General features: G+C 61.4%; 17 protein-coding genes and 2 tRNA genes. 2 read left to right on the forward strand and 17 right to left on the reverse strand.

Going from position 1 to position 20,702, the window contains the following annotated elements; genetic code table 11:
• Window positions 1-7: 7 nt before the first annotated feature.
• The 6 genes from fusA to EK23_RS21830 form a co-directional block, all read right to left on the reverse strand.
• A complete protein-coding gene (gene fusA / locus EK23_RS14095) occupies window positions 8-2,101 on the reverse strand; it encodes an elongation factor G (RefSeq protein ID WP_045226020.1) in 2,094 nt (697 codons plus the stop codon).
• Window positions 2,102-2,149: 48 nt separating this feature from the next.
• Window positions 2,150-2,620, reverse strand: a complete 471-nt coding sequence (rpsG, locus tag EK23_RS14100; RefSeq protein WP_045226021.1) for a 30S ribosomal protein S7 — start codon at window positions 2,618-2,620, stop codon at window positions 2,150-2,152.
• Between the two features lie 19 nt (window positions 2,621-2,639).
• Window positions 2,640-3,014 carry a 30S ribosomal protein S12 gene (gene rpsL, locus EK23_RS14105; RefSeq protein WP_045226022.1) on the reverse strand — a complete coding sequence of 125 codons (375 nt, stop codon included), beginning with the start codon at window positions 3,012-3,014 and terminating at the stop codon, window positions 2,640-2,642.
• A 228-nt stretch (window positions 3,015-3,242) separates the two neighbouring features.
• Window positions 3,243-3,318, reverse strand: a tRNA-Asn gene (locus EK23_RS14110).
• A 63-nt stretch (window positions 3,319-3,381) separates the two neighbouring features.
• A tRNA-Arg gene (locus EK23_RS14115) sits at window positions 3,382-3,458 on the reverse strand.
• A 76-nt stretch (window positions 3,459-3,534) separates the two neighbouring features.
• Window positions 3,535-7,464 (reverse strand): EAL domain-containing protein, encoded by a 3,930-nt coding sequence (locus EK23_RS21830; RefSeq protein ID WP_145998666.1) that lies wholly within the window; start codon window positions 7,462-7,464, stop codon window positions 3,535-3,537.
• 177 nt (window positions 7,465-7,641) lie between these two features.
• Here EK23_RS21830 and rnd point away from each other — a divergent pair, with 177 nt between their 5' ends.
• Window positions 7,642-8,805 (forward strand): ribonuclease D, encoded by a 1,164-nt coding sequence (gene rnd / locus EK23_RS14125; RefSeq protein WP_045226023.1) that lies wholly within the window; start codon window positions 7,642-7,644, stop codon window positions 8,803-8,805.
• Between the two features lie 70 nt (window positions 8,806-8,875).
• Complete coding sequence (locus EK23_RS14130; protein ID WP_158002508.1) at window positions 8,876-10,372, forward strand: bifunctional aminoglycoside phosphotransferase/ATP-binding protein; 1,497 nt, start codon at window positions 8,876-8,878, stop codon at window positions 10,370-10,372.
• On the opposite strand, the gene EK23_RS14135 is transcribed toward EK23_RS14130, so the two are convergent.
• The 11 genes from EK23_RS14135 to EK23_RS14185 all read right to left on the reverse strand — a co-directional run bounded on the left by EK23_RS14135 (window position 10,369) and on the right by EK23_RS14185 (window position 20,198).
• Complete coding sequence (locus EK23_RS14135) at window positions 10,369-11,349, reverse strand: YVTN family beta-propeller repeat protein (protein WP_045226024.1); 981 nt, start codon at window positions 11,347-11,349, stop codon at window positions 10,369-10,371. The two genes, EK23_RS14130 and EK23_RS14135, sit on opposite strands and share 4 nt — an antisense overlap.
• Window positions 11,350-11,883, reverse strand: a complete 534-nt coding sequence (locus tag EK23_RS14140; RefSeq protein WP_235282071.1) for an SRPBCC family protein — start codon at window positions 11,881-11,883, stop codon at window positions 11,350-11,352. It lies immediately after the preceding gene.
• 63 nt (window positions 11,884-11,946) lie between these two features.
• Entirely contained in the window at window positions 11,947-13,389 is a 1,443-nt protein-coding gene (gene sbcB, locus EK23_RS14145; protein ID WP_045226091.1) for an exodeoxyribonuclease I, read from the reverse strand.
• A 30-nt stretch (window positions 13,390-13,419) separates the two neighbouring features.
• Window positions 13,420-13,815: a CBS domain-containing protein gene (locus tag EK23_RS14150; protein WP_045226025.1), complete on the reverse strand. Its 396-nt coding sequence runs from the start codon at window positions 13,813-13,815 to the stop codon at window positions 13,420-13,422.
• Between the two features lie 66 nt (window positions 13,816-13,881).
• Window positions 13,882-14,073: a (Na+)-NQR maturation NqrM gene (nqrM, locus tag EK23_RS14155; RefSeq protein WP_045226026.1), complete on the reverse strand. Its 192-nt coding sequence runs from the start codon at window positions 14,071-14,073 to the stop codon at window positions 13,882-13,884.
• Between the two features lie 155 nt (window positions 14,074-14,228).
• Window positions 14,229-15,449, reverse strand: a complete 1,221-nt coding sequence (nqrF, locus tag EK23_RS14160; protein ID WP_045226027.1) for an NADH:ubiquinone reductase (Na(+)-transporting) subunit F — start codon at window positions 15,447-15,449, stop codon at window positions 14,229-14,231.
• A gap of 12 nt (window positions 15,450-15,461) precedes the next feature.
• Window positions 15,462-16,070: an NADH:ubiquinone reductase (Na(+)-transporting) subunit E gene (nqrE, locus tag EK23_RS14165; RefSeq protein ID WP_045226028.1), complete on the reverse strand. Its 609-nt coding sequence runs from the start codon at window positions 16,068-16,070 to the stop codon at window positions 15,462-15,464.
• The gene (locus EK23_RS14170) at window positions 16,070-16,732 is read right to left on the reverse strand and encodes an NADH:ubiquinone reductase (Na(+)-transporting) subunit D (protein ID WP_045226029.1); all 663 of its coding nucleotides are present in this window, start codon (window positions 16,730-16,732) and stop codon (window positions 16,070-16,072) included. Before EK23_RS14170 ends, nqrE begins: the two co-directional genes overlap by 1 nt.
• Before the next feature lie 4 nt (window positions 16,733-16,736).
• Entirely contained in the window at window positions 16,737-17,645 is a 909-nt protein-coding gene (locus tag EK23_RS14175) for a Na(+)-translocating NADH-quinone reductase subunit C (RefSeq protein ID WP_082054194.1), read from the reverse strand.
• Window positions 17,638-18,843: an NADH:ubiquinone reductase (Na(+)-transporting) subunit B gene (locus tag EK23_RS14180; RefSeq protein WP_045226030.1), complete on the reverse strand. Its 1,206-nt coding sequence runs from the start codon at window positions 18,841-18,843 to the stop codon at window positions 17,638-17,640. The genes EK23_RS14175 and EK23_RS14180 overlap by 8 nt, the downstream gene beginning before the upstream one ends.
• Window positions 18,843-20,198 carry a Na(+)-translocating NADH-quinone reductase subunit A gene (locus tag EK23_RS14185; protein ID WP_045226031.1) on the reverse strand — a complete coding sequence of 452 codons (1,356 nt, stop codon included), beginning with the start codon at window positions 20,196-20,198 and terminating at the stop codon, window positions 18,843-18,845. The genes EK23_RS14180 and EK23_RS14185 overlap by 1 nt, the downstream gene beginning before the upstream one ends.
• Window positions 20,199-20,702: the final 504 nt, after the last annotated feature.

Here is a 20,702-nt window from a genome sequence, read left to right on the forward strand (position 1 = left end):
ATCTGCTTCAAAACACTTTCTTGATGATGGCATCAGCGACATTCGATGGCGCTTCCGCATATTTCTCAAACTGCATACTGTAGGTCGCGCGGCCCTGCGTCGCCGACCTGAGGTCGGTGGCGTAACCGAACATCTCCGACAAGGGAACCTCACAGCGGATGATCTTGCCCGACGGCGCATCGTCCATCCCTTGTATGAGCCCACGACGGCGGTTGATATCACCCACCACGTCCCCCATATAATCCTCGGGAGTCACCACTTCGACCCGCATGATGGGCTCTAGCAAGGCCGGAGCGGCTTTGCGAGCACCTTCTTTGAAACCCATGGATCCGGCGATCTTGAATGCCATTTCGCTGGAATCGACATCGTGGTATGACCCGTCGAACAGAGTGACTTTGACATCAACCACCGGAAAGCCGGCAAGTATACCATTCTGCATCTGCTCTTGGATACCCTTATCCACGGCGGGCACGTATTCCCTCGGAATCACACCACCGACGATGCCGTTCACGAACTCGTAGCCGGTGCCCGGCTCGCGCGGCTCGATGCGCAGCCAGACATGACCGTACTGGCCGCGGCCGCCGGTCTGGCGCACGTATTTGCCTTCCTGCTCCACCGATTTCTTAAGGGTCTCCCGGTAAGCAACCTGCGGCGCGCCCACATTGGCGTCGACGCCGAATTCACGCTTCATGCGGTCGACGATGATCTCCAGGTGCAACTCACCCATCCCAGAGATGATGGTCTGGCCGGTTTCCTCATCGGTGTGCACACGGAAGGAGGGATCCTCCTGCGCCAGCTTGTTGAGGGCAATACCCATCTTTTCCTGGTCGGCCTTGGTCTTGGGCTCGACCGCCACGGAAATCACCGGCTCGGGAAAGTCCATCTTCTCCAGGGTGATGATGCCCTTCTGGTCGCACAGGGTGTCGCCCGTGGTGACATCCTTCAGACCAATGGCGGCAGCGATGTCGCCGGCACGGACTTCCTTGATCTCCTCGCGGTTGTTGGCATGCATCTGCACAAGACGACCGATGCGCTCGCGCTTGCCTTTGATCGGGTTGTAGACCGTATCGCCGGAAGACAGCACGCCGGAATAGACCCGCACAAAAGTCAGCGCGCCCACAAAAGGATCGGTGGCGATCTTGAACGCCAGCGCCGCAAACGGCTCGTCATCCGAAGGATGGCGCTCGCCCTCGCTGTCATCTTCCAAATGCCCTTTGATGGCCGGAATGTCGGCCGGAGAGGGCATGTATTCCACCACCGCATCCAGCATGGCCTGGACGCCCTTGTTCTTGAACGCAGACCCGCACAGCGTGGGAACGATCTCGCTGGCAATGGTGCGCGCACGAAGACCTTTCTTGATCTCCTCGACGCTGAGCTCACCACCTTCCAGGTACTTGTCCATGAGTTCTTCGCTGGCCTCGGCCGCCGCCTCCACCAACTTGGCGCGCCAATCCGCACACTCAACTCTCATCTCGGCGGGAACTTCCCTTTCTTCGAAACGCATGCCCTGGGTACTGTCATCCCAAAAGATGGCCTTCATCTTGATGAGATCGACCACCCCCTGAAACTTTTCCTCAGCCCCGATAGGCAACTGCAGGGGAACCGGATTGCCACCCAGCCGGGTCTTGATCTGACCGACGACGCGCAGGAAGTTGGCGCCCGCACGATCCATCTTGTTTACAAAGGCCAGACGCGGAACATGATACTTGTCGGCCTGCCGCCATACCGTTTCCGACTGGGGTTCGACACCGCCCACCGCGCAAAAAACGGCACATGCGCCGTCGAGCACACGCAGGGAGCGTTCCACTTCAATGGTGAAATCCACATGCCCGGGCGTATCGATAATATTGATCCGGTGCTGCGGAAAACCGCCATCCATTCCCTTCCAAAAGCAGGTCGTGGCCGCGGACGTGATGGTGATGCCGCGCTCCTGCTCCTGCTCCATCCAATCCATGGTGGCAGCACCGTCGTGCACCTCTCCAATCTTGTGCGACACGCCGGTATAGAACAGGACGCGCTCGGTCGTCGTGGTTTTACCCGCGTCGATGTGCGCCATGATCCCGATATTCCGGTATCGCTCGATGGGAGTGGTGCGTGCCACAGCCTCAGATCCTTGCCGTCTGTTAAAGAGCAATCAACTGGTACGAAGTTACCAGCGGTAGTGGGAGAAAGCCTTGTTGGCCTCAGCCATCTTGTGGGTGTCTTCGCGCTTCTTCACCGCAGTGCCACGATTCTCGTTGGCATCCATGACCTCGGCCGCCAACTTCATGCCCATACCCTTCTCGCTGCGCTTGCGTGCCGCATCGATCAGCCAGCGCATGGCCAGGGCGGAACGGCGGGCGGGACGCACTTCGACCGGCACCTGATAGGTCGCGCCACCCACTCGGCGGGACTTCACCTCGACCACCGGCTGCACGTTCTCCAGGGCCTTAGTCAGCACTTCCAGGGAGTTCTGGCCGGTCTTGCCCTCAATGAAGTCGAGCGCACCGTAAACGATCTTTTCCGCGACGGACTTTTTGCCGTCCTCCATGAGCATGTTCACGAAGCGCGCCAGCGTCTGGCTGCCGAATCGCGGATCCGGGTTGATTTCTCTTCTCTCGGAATTTCTTCTTCTGGACATCTTCGACCCCTGACCTCAATTAGCTCTTCGGACGCTTGGCGCCATACTTGGAACGACCCTGCCGGCGCTTCTGCACACCCGCGGTATCCAGGCTGCCGCGCACAATGTGGTAACGCACACCCGGCAAGTCCTTCACACGGCCACCACGAATCAGGACCACGGAGTGCTCCTGGAGGTTGTGCCCCTCGCCGCCGATATAACTCGTCACTTCGGCACCGTTGGTCAGACGCACGCGAGCGACTTTACGCAGCGCGGAGTTCGGCTTCTTCGGCGTGGTGGTGTAAACACGGGTGCACACGCCACGACGCTGAGGACAACTGTCCAGAGCCGGAACATTGCTCTTGTCTATCTTTCTAACTCGCGGCTTCCGAACCAATTGGTTGATTGTGGTCATTACCGAACTCCAAAAATTTCGCTTAACTTGGGCACAAATCGGACTCCAGACCCGCCCATTAACCACCACCCGGCGGCCGGCAGGAGCCTGGTAAAGCGGGCAAAAATAAAACATTACCCACCACCTGTCAACAATCGAGACCAAGAACCGCACTGGATCGGGCTTCCGGCAACGCCTGACGACAGCCCAAAAAAAAGGCCTACATTTCCGTAAGCCTTTTTGAAGAGATGGCTCCCCCGGACGGGCTCGAACCGCCGACCCAGTGATTAACAGTCACTTGCTCTACCGACTGAGCTACAGGGGAAGAATCTGAATGTCAAAGCCGCCATGAGATGGAACACACGGCCGCCAAAAGCTTACAAAAAAATGGCGCGCCCGGAGAGATTCGAACTCCCGACCACCTAGTTCGTAGCCAGGTACTCTATCCAACTGAGCTACGGGCGCGCTGCAGAAACGGCATTATGCAGTAAAGCACAGCCCACGTCAAACCTGATGTAGAAAAAATTCCGGTGCGCCGACTTCATTCCGGCAGGGAAACGCCCCTGCGGAGCAACTCCAGGACATCGGCGGCCGGCACCGGTTTGCTGAACAGATAGCCTTGGACCTCCTCGCAATCCCGCGACCTCAGGAACTTGAGCTGGCTCGGGGTTTCGACGCCCTCGGCGATCACCTTCAACTGCAGGTTGTGCGCCATGGCAATGATCGCGGCGATGATACTGGCATCGTTGGGGTCGGTGGTGATGTCCCGGATAAAACTGCGGTCAATTTTGAGTACCTGGATCGGCAGGGTACGCAAGCGCGCCAGGGACGAATAGCCGGTACCGAAGTCGTCGATCAGGATCTGGATACCCATCTCGCTCATCTCGTTCAGGCGCGCAATGGTCTCCTCCTCATCCTCCATGAAGGCGCTCTCGGTCACTTCCAGCGCTAGCACCGACGCATCCAGTCCCGCATCGAACATTACCTGACGGATCACATTCATCAGATCACGGTGGCGGAACTGGCGCAGGGACAGGTTCACCGCGACGCGCAGGTGCCCGAAGCCGGCCTGGCGCCATTGAGCCACCTGACGCACCGCCTCCCGCAATACCCACTCGCCGATGGGCACGATCAGGCCGCTTTCCTCGGCGAGCGAGATGAACTGCTCGGGCGCCACCACCCCCAGATCGGGATGGCACCAGCGAATGAGCGCTTCCAGGGCGTCGATGCGCCCTTCGCGGATGTTGACCGAGGGCTGGAAATAGAGCTCGAATTCCGAGCGTTCCAGCGCCCGGCGCAGACTGTTCTCGATCATGAGGCGATCCGCCGCGGTGGCGTTCATGTGCGCCTCGTAGAACAGGAAGTTGTTCCTTCCCTTCGCCTTGGCGTGGTACATGGCGGTATCCGCGTTCTTCACCAGTTCGGCCACATTGCCGCCGTCGTTGGGATATACCACGATGCCGATGCTCGCGCTGATGAACACTTCATGCCCCTCCAGATCGAAGGGGTTGCCCAGATTTTCCAGGATGGTGCGGGCGACGCGGCTACCGATTTGCACCACGTCCACCCCGGGTGAATGGCCCGGACCCAGGATGACGGTAAATTCGTCGCCGCCCATGCGAGCGACGGTATCGGACTCCCGCACGCACTGCCGCAACCGCTCGGCTACCTGCTGCAGGAGCAGATCGCCCACCGGATGCCCGAAGGAGTCATTGATCGGCTTGAAGCGGTCGAGATCGAGGTAGAGCAGCAGCAGCGGGTATTCGCCGCGCTTGGCCGACAGCAAGGCCCGGTCCAGGCGATCCTGGAACAGCACGCGATTGGGCAAGTCGGTAAGGACGTCGTAGTGCGCGAGATGGTAAATGCGCTGTTCCGACAGCTTCTGGTCGGTGATGTCGGTGAACACGCCGACGTAGTAGATGGGTTGCCGCCGCTCGTCATACACCGTGCTGACGCCCAGCCATTCCGGATACACCTCGCCGTTCTTGCGCCGATTCCAGATCTCGCCCTGCCACAGCCCGGCTTCCTTGATCGCGCTCCACATGGCGGCGAAGAATTGCGCGTCATGTTTCCCGGAGCGAAGAAACGAGGGATTCCGCCCCACCGCCTCCTGCGGCGAGTACCCGGTCATCAGGGTAAACGCCTTGTTGGTCCTAAGGATGGTACCTTGGGGATCGGTCACCAGTATGCCCTCGATGCTGTTCTCGAATACCGAGGCAGCCAGTTGCATCTCCTGCTCGGTGCGGCGCCGCTCGGAGACATTCTGCAGCACGCCAAGGCTGATACTGGAACCCTTGGGGTCGGTGCTGAGACTGCAGTCCATGAGGATGTCGATGACGGTCCCGTCCTTGCGAGCCAGTTGAAAGGACACATCCTTCAGATAGTCCTGGCGCCGCAGCGCGGGCAGGACTTCGCTCGCGGCTCGCTGCGCGGACTCCGGAGTCATGAACGAGATCAGGGCGCGTCCCATGACTTCCGCCTTGGTGTAGCCGGTCTCCTCCGTCCATTTGCGATTGACCCCGATGATGCAGCCGTTCTCGTCCAGCGAGTGCATCATCACCGGTGAGTTTTCGTAGATTCGGCGGAACCGGATTTCGCTCTCGCCCAAAGCCTCTATAGCACGCCGCCGGCGCGAGATATCATTGCCGAAGGACAGGATCTCCACCACCTGGCCCTTCTGATCGAGAATGGCCTTGTTGGCCCACGCCACCCAGACACGCGAGCCGTCGCTGCGCATGTTTTCGTTTTCGTTGTTCTGGTAACTATCGGGCCGGCGGATGACATCCTGCATCAGCTCCACCATGTTCCGCCCGCTGCTGTCCACATCCGGAACGATCGTGCCGATCAGCGCGCGCCCAACCAGCTCACGGCCCTCGAAGCCGAAAAAGCGGGCGCCGTAGCCATTGATGAATTGGATGACCCCCTGGGTATCCCAGCGCAGGACGATACTGTTTGCTGTTTCGACCAGTTGCCGGTAGTTCAGCTCGCTCGCATTCAGCGCCTCTTCGGCCCGCTTGCGCTCGCTGACGTCGAAGAAGTATTCGATAATCTGCTCGATCTCACCCTGGCCGTCCATGACCGGATAGGCATGGACTTCATTGATCTGAATGCGTCCATCCGGCAGTGTGTGGCGGTGCTCGACCGTGACGGGCATCCGCGTCCGGAACATCTCCTGCAGCACGCACGGCATGTCGCGCCCCTGGCACGGATACTTGCGGCCGTAGATCAGGCCGTGGCAGCTCAGCACGCCGCCCGTCTGCTCGGCGCCGGCCAGGGCGCTCTTGTTGGCCAGCTTGATGCCGAAATCGCGCGCGTCCACGACGATGAACGGATAGGCCAGGGAATCCAGCACCGTCAGCAGGAACATCTGTTGCCGCAGCAGCTTCTGCTCGGCCTGCTGGCGCACATCCACTTCGTGCTGCAGGCGGCTGTTCACGGTCGTCATCTCCTGTGTGCGGCGCTCTACCTCATCCTCTAACTGGCTGTTGCTGTCAATCAGCATGCGGTGCGCGATGGTCAAACGATGCTCCACGGGCCGCAGACCAATCAGGATCAGGGAGCCGGTCATGCCCGCCAAAGCCAGTATTACCAAGCCGCTCCACAGCAGAACGGGACGTCCTGCCACCTCCAGAGGCGTGACGTCAACCAGGGCAAGCAGCTTGCAAAGCGGGCCCGCCGCTTTGTTCCCCAAATCAAACGCCAGCGCGCGCAGAGGTCTGCCAGCTAGCTCCAGCCTGAGCGGAATAGAAGGGTCGGACTGAGCCAGAACCTCCTCGAGGAGCTTCGCCGGGGCCGGTCCATTCCAGTCCTCTCCGGCAGCAATCAGTTCCCAATTACTCTGCGTCTGCGTTGCACTGCGAGCCACCACGCCAGCAGCGGGAGCCAAGGCGAACAGGCGCATGCCGTGTGCTTCGCCAGCAGAGTCCAGCCAGGACGACAGGTCAAATCCCAGACTTACCGCGCCAATGGCTGAGCCATCCAGGCTGGCGGTCAGCGTTGCATAAACGCTGGATGGCCGTCCAACCGGAGAAGACACGTGCAAGGAAGTCACGCCAGACCCGTTGCCGTCGAGAGTCTCCGAGCGCTCCATCGGATTCGCCCCGGCCGCGTCGACCCGAACCCAATGTCCCGGAAGCGGCCCTACCGGGTACTCAAAGGTCAGCTGACGCCCTCCCAAACGCTGCCCCCATTCGTTGGCAAGGCTCTGCAAGGCCTGGATATCGGTTCGCTGCAAAGCGGCGACGACCATGGGATCTGAACTTGCCAGCTGCAATCCGAAGCGCAGGGCATCGGCTTCCTGCCCCAGGGCCTGCTCAAGCGCCGCCTGAACCTGGACCGCGCGCCCGTACGTGGCTTGATCCACCTGGCGCTCCTGCACCCGATCGATCACCATCCAGAGCACGCCGGTCGCCGCCAGAAAGATCAGCAGCAACAGAAACAGCAGTCTCGTTTTGAAAGATCGAAGTTTCAAATACGAACGTCCCGTTCACGATGAACGCAGTCGCGCACATCGCTTTGCGTGCCGCGCCCGCCAACTGGTTGAATATGTCGCTCGCGCCAGTCCGGTCCGCTGAGGGCCCGTTATCCAGCCGCAACATGTGGCTATATAATAGGTTATAGTCGACCAACCCACAGACACGCCCGCCCCATGAGCCATCGAGAATCCCCCCTCTACATCGACACCTCTGCCGGCCTCGAACAATTCTGCCTCGAGGTCCAAGGCGCTGCCTGGCTGGCCATGGACACGGAATTCCTGCGGGAGAAGACCTATTTCCCCAAGTTCTGCCTGCTGCAAGTGGCAACGGACCGCGCCGTGGCCTGCATCGACCCGCTGGCCCTGAAAAGCCTGGAACCTTTGACGGATCTGATCTATTCCCCCGCCGTGGTCAAGGTGCTGCATTCCGCCCGGCAGGACCTGGAAATCTTCTTCCATCTTTACGGCAAGGTGCCCGCGCCGATCTTCGATACCCAGATTGCAGCCCCCCTGCTGGGATTAGGAGAGCAGATCAGTTATGGCGCGCTGGTGGCGGAAACCCTGGGCATCCATCTGAGCAAGGCCCACTCGCGCACCGACTGGTCACGGCGCCCCCTCACGCCCGAGCAACTGCGCTACGCCGCCGATGACGTGATTTATCTGGCACAGGCCTACCAGCAGATGCGCAAGCGGCTGGACACCCTGCAGCGGACCCAATGGCTGGAACAGGAATTCTCCGATCTGGTGCAGCCCGAAGTGTACGAGGCCAATCCGGATTCAGCCTGGCAGCGCATAAGCGGTTGCCTGCAACTGAAAGGTCGCCAGCTATCCGTGTTGAAAGAACTGGCCGCCTGGCGTGAACAGGCGGCGCGCAAACAAGACCTGCCCCGCGGCTGGTTGATCAAGGACGAGGTTCTACTGGATCTGGCGCGCCAGCAACCTCAGGACCCCGATGCCCTCAGCCATGTAAGAGGCCTGGACGAGCGTACCCAGAAAAAGCATGGCGCCACCCTCTGCGGACTGGTCAAGGAGGCCCTGGAGCGCGGGCCCATGAACCTCGACCTCAAGGCACGTCCAACAAAGCGGACGCCGGAGCAAGAAGCGCTGCTGGACTTGATGATGGCGGTGGTGCGTCTACGCGCCGCCCAGCACACGCTCAGTCCCAGCGTACTCGCCAGCCGCAAGGATCTGGAGCAGTTACTGGATGGCCACGAGGACGCCAAACTCAGCAAGGGCTGGCGCCACAGCATGGCGGGAGAGGAACTGGCAGCCCTGCTCCGCGGCGAACTGGGCCTGAAGGTACTGGACGGCAACCTCCGCCTGTTTGCCCATGCATGACCCGGCGCAGCTGATCGCCGCCCTCTGCGACCCTCAGGTACACGGTCCTCGCTGCCAGGGAACCCGGCTGATGGAAACCCATATCTCCTGGGTCATCCTCACCGGCGAGTTCGCCTACAAGATCAAGAAGCCCGTGGACTTCGGCTTCCTCGACTTTTCCACCCTGGCCCAGCGCCGCTTTTTCTGCCACGAAGAACTGAGGCTCAACCAACGGCTTGCCGCGCCCCTTTATCTGTCCGTGGTTCCCATCACCGGCATAGCCGAGCGGCCGCAACTGGGCGGCGCAGGCCCTGTCCTGGAATATGCGGTCAAGCTGCGGCAGTTTGAGGATTCAGCCCTGGGCGACCGGCTGGCCCAAGCCGGCCAGCTTGAGAATCCGCTCCTGGACGATCTCGCCTCGACGCTGGCGCGGTTCCATCAAGACACGCCGCGCGCGCAAGCGATGGATGATCACGGGACGCCTTCGGCGATCGCGGCGGCAGCCGAACATAATTTCACCCACCTGGAGACCGCGCAGGCGTCTGCCGGGGGCGATCGCCTCGACCGCTTGCGGAACTGGACCCTTGAGAACGCCCGAAGGCTCGCAAGCGCTTTTCAAGACCGCAAGCAGAAGGGATGTGTGCGGGAATGCCACGGCGACCTGCACCTCGGCAACCTGGTGCTGTTCGACGGCCGCCTGATGCCCTTCGACTGCATCGAATTCAGCGAGGACCTGCGCTGGATCGACGTCATCAGCGAGGTGGCGTTCCTGCTCATGGACCTTGAGGTGAACGCCGGCACCGCGCCTGCCTTCAGGCTGCTGAACCACTATCTGGAAATCACCGGCGACTATGCGGGACTGGCGTTGCTGGATTTCTACCGGGTCTACCGCGCCATGGTGCGCGCGAAGATCGCCAGCCTCAGCCTGGCTCATTGCGAGGCCCCCGCGGAAGAACGGGCCGAACGGGTGCGGCGCCGGGACGCCTATCTGGACTATGCGGAGCGCGCCGCACAGCCGCGCAAGCCCACGCTGATCATCACCCATGGCTACTCGGGCAGCGGCAAATCGCTCTTGTCGAAGAGCCTGGCCGAGCATTTGCCGGCCATACGCCTCAGTTCCGATGTGGAACGCAAGCGCCTGGCCGGATTGGCGGCGGATGCCCGAACCGCGGCGGGACCGCTGCAAGGCATCTATTCAAACGAATTCACCCGGCGCACCTACCAACACCTGCTGGACATGGCGCGCACCCTGCTGGAATCAGGTTGCAACGTGGTGGTGGATGCCACCTTTCTTCTGCGAGATCACCGCCGCGCACAAGCAAACCTGGCCGATGCTTGTGGCGCGCACTTCCTGATCCTGGACCTGCAAGCGGAGAAAGTCCTGCTGCGGCGACGCGTCGAAGCCCGCGGGCGGGAAGGCTCCGATCCCTCGGAAGCCGATACCGGCGTGCTGGAGCGGCAGTGGGCCTACGCGCAGGCGCTCGATAGCGGCGAGCAGGCCCAGGCGCTGGCAGTGGATGCCAGCAGCGACTTCAACATCGGCGAAGTCGTCGCTGCCATCGGACACCGGCTTGTCCTGGACGCCTAGGGCGCCTTCTGCCCGATAAAGCTTCCGAAAGCGCGGCTGCCGTTACCGGTCTCAATGGTATCCAGCACCGTCAGCGACTGGGCATCGACCACCGAAACGCTGTTGCTGAACCAGTTGGCCACATAGACCTGGCGGCCATCCGGGTGCGACGCGATGCCTTCCGGATACTCCCCCACCGGCACGGTCCCGGCTACCGTGAGAGTGCCCAAGTCGATGGCCGAAATACTGTTGTCGTACTGGTTGGTCACGAACAGCCGACCGGCCGCTTCCGCCACGGCGTAAGGCCGCTCGCCCACCTTGATCGTCTTCAGCACGCTGAAGCTGCCCACGTCCACCACGGAGACGTCGTTGCTCTCCACATTGGCGGAGTAAAGCCGCGTGCCGCCGGTGGACAGCAGGATGCCGAAGGGATGCTTGCCGACCTTGACGGTACGCGTCACCTGCAGGCGCTGGGCGTCGATTTCCGAAATGGAGTCATCATCCCGGTTCGCCACGTAGACCTTGCTGCCGTCGGCGCTGACCACGAGGCCTGCGGGTGAACGACCCACCGGCACCCGCCACAGCACAATACGCCGCTCGGGATCGAGCACCGCCACCACGTTCTCATACCAATCGGCGGCGTAGACCCGCTTGCCCGCGCTGTCCACGGCGATGCCCACCGGCCCCGATCCCACCGGGATGCTGCCCATGATCGACCGGCTCGCGCCGTCGATCAGGGTGACCTGGCGGCTGGTGGGATTGGCAATGGCGATGAGGTGCCCGTCATGGCTGACGGCCACGCCGGCGGGCTCGGAACCGGCGGGCAATTCGACTGTCGCAGCGACTTGTCGGGCCTGCGTATCGATCACCGAAACCGTATTGGCCTTCTGGTTGGTGATATAGGCGAAGGGCTCGGCCTTGACACCGCCCCAAACGAAAAAGGCGGCGGTGATGACCGCCGCCTTTCGCGTCAAGGCGCAGATTTTCCGCGCCGGCATTTACTTCTTCTCGATCACGGCCTTCAGATTGGCCAGGCTTTCCTTGTAGACCGCCTCGATGGCCTTGTTGGCGGCTTCTTCGTTCTGATCCGGCGGCGGATTATTAGCCAGGAAGCAGCGGTAATAAGCGCCGTTCCACGTCACCTTGGAGCCGGACCCGGCCGCCTCGACAGAAATGTTGGAGGAATAGTTGTTGACCGGGAGGATGCCGCAATCCGGGTTTTCCATCTTATAGGAGAAGCTCATCTTCTCGGCTTCATAGGTCTTCAGTTCTTCCTTGAGCACGCCGCCCTTTTTCAGGGTCAGTTCGCGGGTCGCGCCGGGTGCCGTGCCACCCTGTGAAGTGGTGCTGGCCACCGCGGGCATCCAGGCCTCGGGCTTACCGAATTCCTTGACCACCTCCCAGACCGCGGCGGGCGCCGCATTGATCTCGATGGTTTCGGTGAGCTTCTGGCGCGAGGGCCCGTGAGCGCTGGCGGCGCCGGCCCAAGCAACTGTCAGGGCCACGGCAATGGACAAGGATTTCTTCATCATTCCTCCAATCAAGGTCTCGAGGTGAAATTCGCGCTGCATTATAAAGGACAAGTTCCGCAGGGGCTAACGGATAATTTCCCGCCCATGGGCCCTCAGGCTGGCGAGCACTTCACGCTGGCTGGCCGGCCGACCCGGTTCGGCCTCCAGCGCGTCGATGCTCTGGTTGAACTGCTCCAGGGTCAGGCTGCCGCCGCCTTCGGGATCGGTCAGACGCCGCCGCCGGTAATCATCCCAACGGGTTCGTTCCTCGGCGTTCAGCGACTGCGGCCAGTTGCGGGCCCTGTAGCGGAAGAGCATCTCCGGCAGACGTGGATCGTCGAATTCCGGGTCGAAAGCCGCAAGTTTTTCCGGACTCATGTCCCGGATAGTCTCCATGCGCCGCTTGTCCTGGTCACTGAAAAATCCCCCGCCGTAAAGCATCAGGTCGGGGTCACGGCATTCCTGCCCGTCCCAAGGGCTTTCGGCGAACACCTCCGCGACCTTCGCGGCAAGCCCCGGTGCCGACTTCAGGCGGTCCAGATGCCGTTCCCAAAGGGCAGGCCGCAGTTGCAGGCGCTCGATGTCGGGTGGCCGGGCGACCTTGAGGGGCGCGATGATGGGGCAGCGATTGAGGTGTACCGTTTTCAGCGGTATGCGCGCCACCCCTTCGGGCAATTGGGCCGCGGGGGTGTAAAGGCGCTTGCGCAATTCATCGGCGCTCAGCGCCAATAGTGGTTCCGGGTCCACGGACAGGTCATAGACGATCACGCCGTTCTGATTGACCGGGTGACGCGCCAACGGCACCACCACGGCCAGGCAATGGCGTTCCGCCGGGTATTTTTCCGACACATGGATCACCGGCTGGAAAGCCCCTACCGGCAGCATGTCCGCCACCTGGCGCTTACCGCGGTTGTCCCAGACAAACTGATACAGCTTCGGTTGTCGGGTCTTGATGAGCCGCGCCAGTTCAATGGTGGCGCGCACGTCGGCCAGGGCGTCGTGGGCACCCTCGTGGGCAATGCCGTTGGCGGCTGTCAGCTTTTCCAGGCGAAAACTGGGGCGGCCCTGTTCATCTTTGGGCCACTCGATGCCATCCGGACGCAGGGCCGCCGTCAGGCGGACCATGTCGATCAGGTCCCAACGGGAATTACCGTTGCGCCACTCCCGCTCGTAGGGATCGAAGAAATTGCGGTAGAGGCCGTGACGGGTGATTTCGTCGTCGAAACGCAGGGTGTTGTAACCCAGGCCGCAGGTACCGGGAAACGCCAGCTGCTCGTGGATGGCGGCCATGAACTGCGCCTCGGGCACCCCCTCGGCCAGAGCCTTTTGCGGTGTGATGCCGGTGATCAGACAGGCCTCGGGAGCAGGGACCATGTCATCCGCCGGCCGGCAATAGATCAGCAATGGCGCGCCGACCGGATTCAGGTCCTCATCGGTCCTCAGTCCGGCAAACTGTGCCGGCCGGTCACGGCGCGGATCGGCGCCGAAGGTCTCATAGTCGTGCCAATAAAGGCTGACCGGCGCCACCGGATTCAATCCGTCCCTGGTTGAAGCGCGTCAACGAATGGCAATGAGCGCCTTGAGCACATCCACGCGACTGATGACTCCCACCAGCTTGCCTTCGTCAATCACGGGGAAGTGCCGCAGGGTCGACTTGGCGAACAACTCCGCCACTTCCACGATGCTGGCCTCGCTATCCACGACCGTGACGTCGTTGGTCATGAATTCGGACACCTTGCCGCCCATGTCCTCGTAGTAGGACGAATTGACCACCATACGCAGGCAGTCCAGTTCCGAGAAGGCACCGACCACCTTGCCGTGATCGTCTACCACCGGGGCACCGGTGGACTTGATCTCCAGCAGTTTGCGGATGGCCTCATACACATCCATGTCCGGCTTGAACACCACCGGGTGAGGGGTCATGTATTCACTGACGCTGATTTTGGCAAGCATGCTGGCTATCTCCTTAACCTGTTGTTCTTGTTGGTACGGTCCCTGAGAGCCTGGACTGGAATGGGATCAGGGGGCCGATTCCTGCTGTTGCGCGGCTTCGAACTTCTTGCGCTTTTCGCATTTTTCCACGCAGACGCAGTCCGCCGCACCGGGCCCGCCGCAACTGCCCTTGATGGCATGACGTCCGAACATCACGCCTACGGACATGATGAAGATGACGACAGCAATGACTGCGAAGGTGATCAGAAAGAGTGTCATGGTTCTTGACTCCTGACGCCTGACATAGGCATTCATGATGTAAGACCGGTCCGGCAGGTGAAGTATCCCGCCGCGCCGGCCGAATTTGCAAGCTCCGTAAAAACGGCGAGGAGCCCGAAAGCTCCTCGCCGTGCCTTTTGCGATGCGCGAACTGACTAACCGCCGAAGTCGTCCAGCATGATGTTCTCCCGCTCGACCCCGATGTCTTCCAGCATCTTGATCACCGCGGCGTTCATCATGGGCGGGCCGCAGAGGTAATACTCGCAGTCCTCTGGCGCCGGGTGGTTCTTCAGATAGTTCTCGTAGAGCACGTTGTGGATGAACCCGGTATAGCCGGTCCAGTTATCCTCCGGCTTCGGCTCGGAAAGGCCGATGTGCCAGGTGAAATTGGGATTTTCGGCCTGCAGGGTGTCGAAGTCGTTCACGTAGAACATTTCCCGGTAGGAGCGTGCGCCGTACCAGAAGGTCATCTTGCGCTTGGACTTGAGACGGCGCAGCTGGTCGAAGATGTGCGAGCGCATGGGCGCCATGCCGGCGCCGCCGCCCACGAACACCATCTCGTTGTCGGTCTCGCGGGCGAAGAACTCGCCGAAAGGACCCGAGACCACCACATCGTCACCCGGCTTCAGGTTGAAGATGTAGGAGGACATGATGCCCGGCGGTATATCGTCGCGGCCCGGGGGCGGCGTCGCGATACGCACGTTGAGCATGATGATGTCCTTCTCTTCCGGATAGCTGGCCATGGAGTAGGCGCGAATGGCCGGCTCCTTGACCACGGACTCGTACTTCCACAGGTTGTACTTGTCCCACTCGTCGCGGAACTTCTCTTCCACGTCGAATTCCGAGAACTTGGCGTGATAGGCCGGGCACTCGATCTGGATGTAGCCGCCGGCGCGGAAATCGATGGTTTCCCCGGCGGGCAGTTCCAGCACCAGCTCCTTGATGAAGGTGGCCACGTTGTGGTTGGAACGCACCTTGGCGTTCCACCTCTTCACGCCGAAGACTTCGTCGTGCACGTGGATCTTCATGTTCTGCTTGACCGTCACCTGGCAGGCCAGACGGTCGCCTTCGGCCGCCTCGCGCTTGGTGATGTGCGACAGCTCGGTGGGCAGGATGTCGCCGCCACCTTCGGTCACCTTCACCCGGCACTGGGCGCAGGTGCCGCCGCCGCCGCAGGCGGAGGACACGAACAGGTTGTTCTCCGCCAGCGCCGTCAGCAGCTTTGAGCCGATGGGCACCTGGATCTTCTTTTCGTGGTTGATCTCGATCTCGACATTACCCTCGGCTACCAGCTTGGACTTGGCGCCCAGGATCACGAACACCAGGGCAATCACGATGGCCGTGAAAAATGTGACTCCCAGAATAATTTCCAACATCGCGAGCGATCCTTAGAGTTGAATGCCGGAGAAGGACATGAAGCCCAGGGCCATCAGTCCGGCAGTGATGAAGGTGATGCCCAGGCCCCGCAGGCCCGGCGGCACATCGCTGTACTTCAGCTTCTCACGGACGCCCGCCATGGCGGTGATCGCCAGCGCCCAGCCGAAGCCGGAGGAAACGCCGTAGACCACGCTCTCGTTGAAGTTGTAGTCGCGCTCGATCATGAACAGCGAACCGGCCAGGATGGCGCAGTTCACCGTGATCAGGGGCAGGAAGATGCCCAGCGCGTTGTACAGGGCGGGGAAGAACTTATCCAGGGTCATCTCGAGGATCTGCACCATGGCGGCGATCACGCCGATGCAGCTCATCAGACCCAGGAAGCTCAGGTCGGTGTCGTTGAGACCGGCCCAGGACAGCGCGCCTTCCTTCAGCAGATAGCTGTAGATCAGGTTGTTGGCCGGGACCGTCAGGGTCTGCACGATCATTACGGCGATGCCCAGCCCCAAGGCCGTGCCTATCTTCTTGGACACGGCGATGAAAGTGCACATCCCCAGGAAGAAGGAGAGCGCCAAGTTTTCGATGAAGATGGACTTGACGGCAAGACTGATCAAACCTTCCATTAGTGTGCCTCCCCGTGGGCTGCGTGGCTGATGGTGAAGTCGGCCTTCTCGATCTGCACCGGCTTCCAGGCGCGCACCGCCCAGATCAACAGGCCGATCAGGAAGAACGCGCTGGGCGGCAGAAGCAGCAGGCCGTTTGGCACATACCAGCCGCCATCCTTGACCAGGGGCATGATGTCGATCCCCAGCAGCTTGCCGGAACCGAACAGCTCACGCACGATGGCCACCGTGATCAGCACCAGGCTGTAGCCCAGTCCGTTGCCGACACCGTCCCAGAAGCTCTCCAGGGGCGGGTTCTTCATGGCGTAAGCTTCGGCGCGGCCCATCACGATGCAGTTGGTGATGATCAGGCCCACGAACACCGACAGCTTCTTACTGATGTCATAGGCGAAAGCCTTGAGCACCTGGTCCACCACAATCACCAGCGAGGCGATGATGACCATCTGCGCGATGATGCGGATGCTGCTCGGCACATGGTTGCGGATGAAGGCGATGCCCGCGCTGGAGCAGGCCGTCACCGCCGTCAAAGCCAGGCTCATGATCAGCGCCGTGGACAACTGGGAGGTCACCGCCAGTGCTGAGCAAATGCCCAGCACCTGCAAGGTGATCGGATTATTGTCGACCAGGGGGTCGAGCAGGACTTTCTTGGTTTCCGCTTGCATGGTGTTAACCTCTCTGCGACCTGAGTTTTGCCAGATAGGGCGCGAATCCCTCGCTACCCAGCCAGTACTTCACCAGATTGTTCACGCCGTTGCTGGTCAGGGTGGCGCCGGCCAGGCCGTCCACCTGATGCTGCGCACCGGGCTTGGAAGGATCCACGGAACCTTTAACCAAGGTCAGGACCGGCTCACCCACCTCGGTGTGGTGCTTCTTGGAGAATTCCTGGCCCGCCTCGCTGGCTTCCTTGTAGACCTTCTTGCCCTTCCAAATCGCCTTCCACTTGGGGTTCACCACCTCACCGCCCAGGCCGGGGGTTTCCGCCTGGTCGAACAGGTTCAGACCGATCACGGTCTGCCCGTCGCCTTCCAGGGCCATGAAGCCGTACATGGTGGACCACAGGCCGTAACCATTCACCGGCAGGATGACCGCCTTGACCTTGCCGTCCTCTTTCACCAGATAGACCTTGGCATACTTGGACTTGCGGCCGATCTTGGCGAGATCCTTGTCGGAAGGGATTTCCACGCCCAGGGCCGGATCCTTGGCCGCCTTGCGCTGGTCGAAAGTGGCCGGATCGAAGCCGGTGGCGTACTCGCCGGTCTCCAGGTCGACGATCTTGGCTTCGAATTTCTTGAAGGCCTCTTCCACATTGGTCTTCTCGTCCAGCATGCCGACCACTTCGAGGATGTTGGTCTTCTCGTCCGCCGCCTTGTTGCTCACCTGCAATGGTTTGAGAATGACCGCGGAACCGGACACCAGCACCGCGCCCACCAGACACAGGGCGAAGGCTACGGCCAGGGTCTTCTCGAAGCTGTCGTTGGGCAGCGCCAGGACGCGCTGCGCATAGGCATTCGCCTTCTCCATCAAGCCGGCGAATTTGTCGGACAGTGCCTGTCCGCTGCTATTGCTGTTAGGCATGTCGTTTCACCCTTCTCTTGATGTTGGCCTGCACCACGAAGTAGTCGATCAAAGGTGCGAAGATGTTGCTGAACAGGATCGCCAGCATGATGCCCTCGGGGAACGCCGGGTTGACCACGCGGATCAGCACCGTCATTAAGCCGATGAGGAAGCCGAAGATCCAGCGCCCGGTCTGCGTCTGCGCCGCGCTGACCGGATCGGTGGCCATGTAGGTCATGCCGAAGGCAAAGCCGCCCAGGGTCAGGTGCCAGTACCAGGGCATGGCGAACATCAGGTTGTCCTTGCTGCCGATAATGTTGAACAGGGTGGAGGTGACCACCATCCCTAGGAACACGCCGGCGATGATGCGCCAGGAAGCGATGCGGGTGTACACCAGGAAGGCGGCGCCCAAGAGGCATGCCAGGGTCGAGGTTTCACCCATGGAGCCCTGCTCGATGCCGAAGAAGGTGCTGAACCAGCCGATGCCGGCATTGTTGATGGCGTCGACGCCGCCCAGGGCCGCGAGCCCCAGGGAGGTGGCTCCGCTGAAGCCGTCCACCGCGGTCCACACGGAATCGCCGGACATGCTGGCCGGATAGGCGAAATACAGGAAGGCACGGCCGGTCAAAGCGGGGTTCATGAAGTTCTTGCCGGTCCCGCCGAACACTTCCTTGCCGATCACCACGCCGAAGGAAATGCCCAGGGCCACCTGCCACAAGGGCACGTTGGGCGGCATGGTCAGGGCGAACAGGATGGACGAGACGAAGAAGCCTTCGTTGACGTCATGCTTGCGCACCGTGGCGAACAGGACTTCCCAGATGCCGCCCGCCACCAGGGTAACGATGTAAACTGGGAAAAAGTAGAGCGCGCCGTGGATGAAATCCGAAATGGGGTTGGCCGGATTGAAGCCGAACACGCTCATGATGGCGCCGCGCCAGCCCGGAGCCTCGGTCAGCCCCATGGCTTCCATGGCGTGATTGGCCTGGTAGCCGGTGTTGAACAGGGCCATCAACATGCACGGCAGCGCGGCGATCCAGACATAGGTCATGACCCGCTTCAGGTCCACCGCATCACGCACATGGGTATTGCCGGCGGTGACATCCGGCGGCGCGTAGAGGAACGTATCGACCATTTCATAGACCGGATACAGCCTCTCGAAACGCCCGCCCTTCTCGAAGAGCGGGTGAATCTTGTCAAGGAATTCTCTGGTTTTGGACATTAGCCTTCCTTCTCGATTTGGGTAAGATTCTGCCGAAGCGCGATGCCGAAATCGTGCTTGCCCGGATCGACGAAGGTGCACAAGGCCAGATCTTCCTCGTCCAACTCCAGCGCCCCCAAGGACTGGGCCTGGTCGGTATCGCCGATGACCAGGGACTTGAGCAGCTGCGTGGGCAGGATGTCCAAGGGCATCACGTCTTCATAGGCCCCCACCGGCACGATGGCGCGCGGGCTGCCGTACTTGTTGGTGTGCATGGGGAACTTGCGGCCCCGCTCCTTGGGCAGGCTGGACAGCAGCACGTTGAGGAAAGAGAACTTCTCGCGGCTCGGCACGATCCAACCGAAGAAATCGCGCTCGCGGCCTTCTTCCAGCACCGAAACCTGGTTGTGATAGCAACCCAGGTAAGCCGCCCAACCCTCCGCCTTGCGACCGTTGAGCACGGAGCCGGAAATCACCCGGGCTTCCTTGCCGGATACCAGTTGACCTTCCACCAGATCACACAAGTTGGCGCCGACGCGGGTGCGCACCAGGCGCGGCTTTTCCACCAGGGGTCCGGCCAGGGAGACGACGCGCTCCACGCTCAGGCGGCCGCTGGTAAACAGGGCGCCGATGGCGATCACCGACTGGTAATCCAGATGCCACACGGTGCGGGCGGCGCCGACCGGATCGATCATGTGGATGTGGGTGCCCGGCAGGCCCGCGGGGTGCGGCCCATCGAAATCGGCGGCCTGGAGCTTGGCATCACTCAGATTCAGGCTGAATGCAGGCGACTTGCAGACATAGACCTTGCCCTCGGTCAGCCGTCCCAGGACGGTCAGGCCGTTGCTGAAATCCTGGGCGCGCTGCTCGATGACCTTCTCCGGATTGGCGGCCAGCGGGTTGGTGTCGATGGCGGTGACGAAGATGGAGCGCGGCGACGTTTCGGGATTGGGCACCTTGCTGTAAGGCCGGGTGCGCAGGGTGGTCCAAAGCCCGGATGCCAGGAGGTTCTCCTTGACCTGCTCGGCGCTCAAGCTGGCCAGTTCGCCCTCGGCATAGGACTTGAAGCTCACCTCATCGCTGCCGTCCAGTTCGATGACCACAGACTGCAACACGCGCTTGTGGCCGCGGTTGATCTGTTTGACCACACCGCAACCGGGGGAGGTGAAGACCACACTGGGGTGCTGCTTGTCGGCGAACAGCACGTCGCCCAACTTCACGCGGTCACCTTCGGCCACGCTCATGCTGGGCTTGAGACCCACGTAGTCCATCCCGATGAGGGCCACGGACTTGGCGACTCCCGCGTCACTGTGCACTACCTGCTCGGGTTCCCCCGTGATGGGCAGGTCTAAGCCTTTCTTTATAGTAAATTGCATAATCCAGCCTGTTGCTCAGACAAATTATTAATCCGGTCCGAAACACCCTCCCGGCATCTCGGGCGTGTGCCTTGCGCAGATCGCCCCGCTCACGAACTTCGCGGCCTGCGGGCCGCGCCTGCGTCTCCCTGTGCCGGAAAATCCGGCTTCTGCGGCCTGACCACGACCCAACGGCCACTCCCGAACCAGCGTGGTCGATGACGCAGTAGGCCTGGTAAATCGCCGCCAGATTGTAACGCCCTCACCGGAACCAGGCAGCGGCTACCGATGGGCGGGCCACTTCCGGCCACGATTTAAGCTCCGGAAAACAATGATAAACCGGTCGGGCATTACACCATAAATGGGCGGTCGTCACAACGAAGCGCCACCCCGCGCCGCCGCCCAGGCCAGCCGTTTGAGCCATTCGGAACGGGTAAATTTGGGAGCTGTCCGGGCTAAAGCCGGAAGAAAACAGTGCCTTTGCGTCGACCGCCCGGCAATAGGGCACCGGGAGTGAATGCAGTA

The organism is Methyloterricola oryzae, from assembly GCF_000934725.1.
Taxonomy (GTDB): domain Bacteria; phylum Pseudomonadota; class Gammaproteobacteria; order Methylococcales; family Methylococcaceae; genus Methyloterricola; species Methyloterricola oryzae.

Coding starts and splice junctions, on each gene's coding strand:
- EK23_RS14180 (WP_045226030.1), bottom strand. CDS start 18,843: ATGTCCAAAACCAGAGAATTCCTTGACAAGATTCACCCGCTCTTCGAG.
- EK23_RS14175 (WP_082054194.1), bottom strand. CDS start 17,645: ATGCCTAACAGCAATAGCAGCGGACAGGCACTGTCCGACAAATTCGCC.
- nqrM (WP_045226026.1), bottom strand. CDS start 14,073: ATGACACTCTTTCTGATCACCTTCGCAGTCATTGCTGTCGTCATCTTC.
- EK23_RS14170 (WP_045226029.1), bottom strand. CDS start 16,732: ATGCAAGCGGAAACCAAGAAAGTCCTGCTCGACCCCCTGGTCGACAAT.
- nqrF (WP_045226027.1), bottom strand. CDS start 15,449: ATGTTGGAAATTATTCTGGGAGTCACATTTTTCACGGCCATCGTGATT.
- EK23_RS14150 (WP_045226025.1), bottom strand. CDS start 13,815: ATGCTTGCCAAAATCAGCGTCAGTGAATACATGACCCCTCACCCGGTG.
- EK23_RS14140 (WP_235282071.1), bottom strand. CDS start 11,883: ATGATGAAGAAATCCTTGTCCATTGCCGTGGCCCTGACAGTTGCTTGG.
- nqrE (WP_045226028.1), bottom strand. CDS start 16,070: ATGGAAGGTTTGATCAGTCTTGCCGTCAAGTCCATCTTCATCGAAAAC.
- rpsL (WP_045226022.1), bottom strand. CDS start 3,014: ATGACCACAATCAACCAATTGGTTCGGAAGCCGCGAGTTAGAAAGATA.
- EK23_RS14135 (WP_045226024.1), bottom strand. CDS start 11,349: ATGCCGGCGCGGAAAATCTGCGCCTTGACGCGAAAGGCGGCGGTCATC.
- rnd (WP_045226023.1), top strand. CDS start 7,642: ATGAGCCATCGAGAATCCCCCCTCTACATCGACACCTCTGCCGGCCTC.
- rpsG (WP_045226021.1), bottom strand. CDS start 2,620: ATGTCCAGAAGAAGAAATTCCGAGAGAAGAGAAATCAACCCGGATCCG.
- EK23_RS14185 (WP_045226031.1), bottom strand. CDS start 20,198: ATGCAATTTACTATAAAGAAAGGCTTAGACCTGCCCATCACGGGGGAA.
- EK23_RS14130 (WP_158002508.1), top strand. CDS start 8,876: ATGGAAACCCATATCTCCTGGGTCATCCTCACCGGCGAGTTCGCCTAC.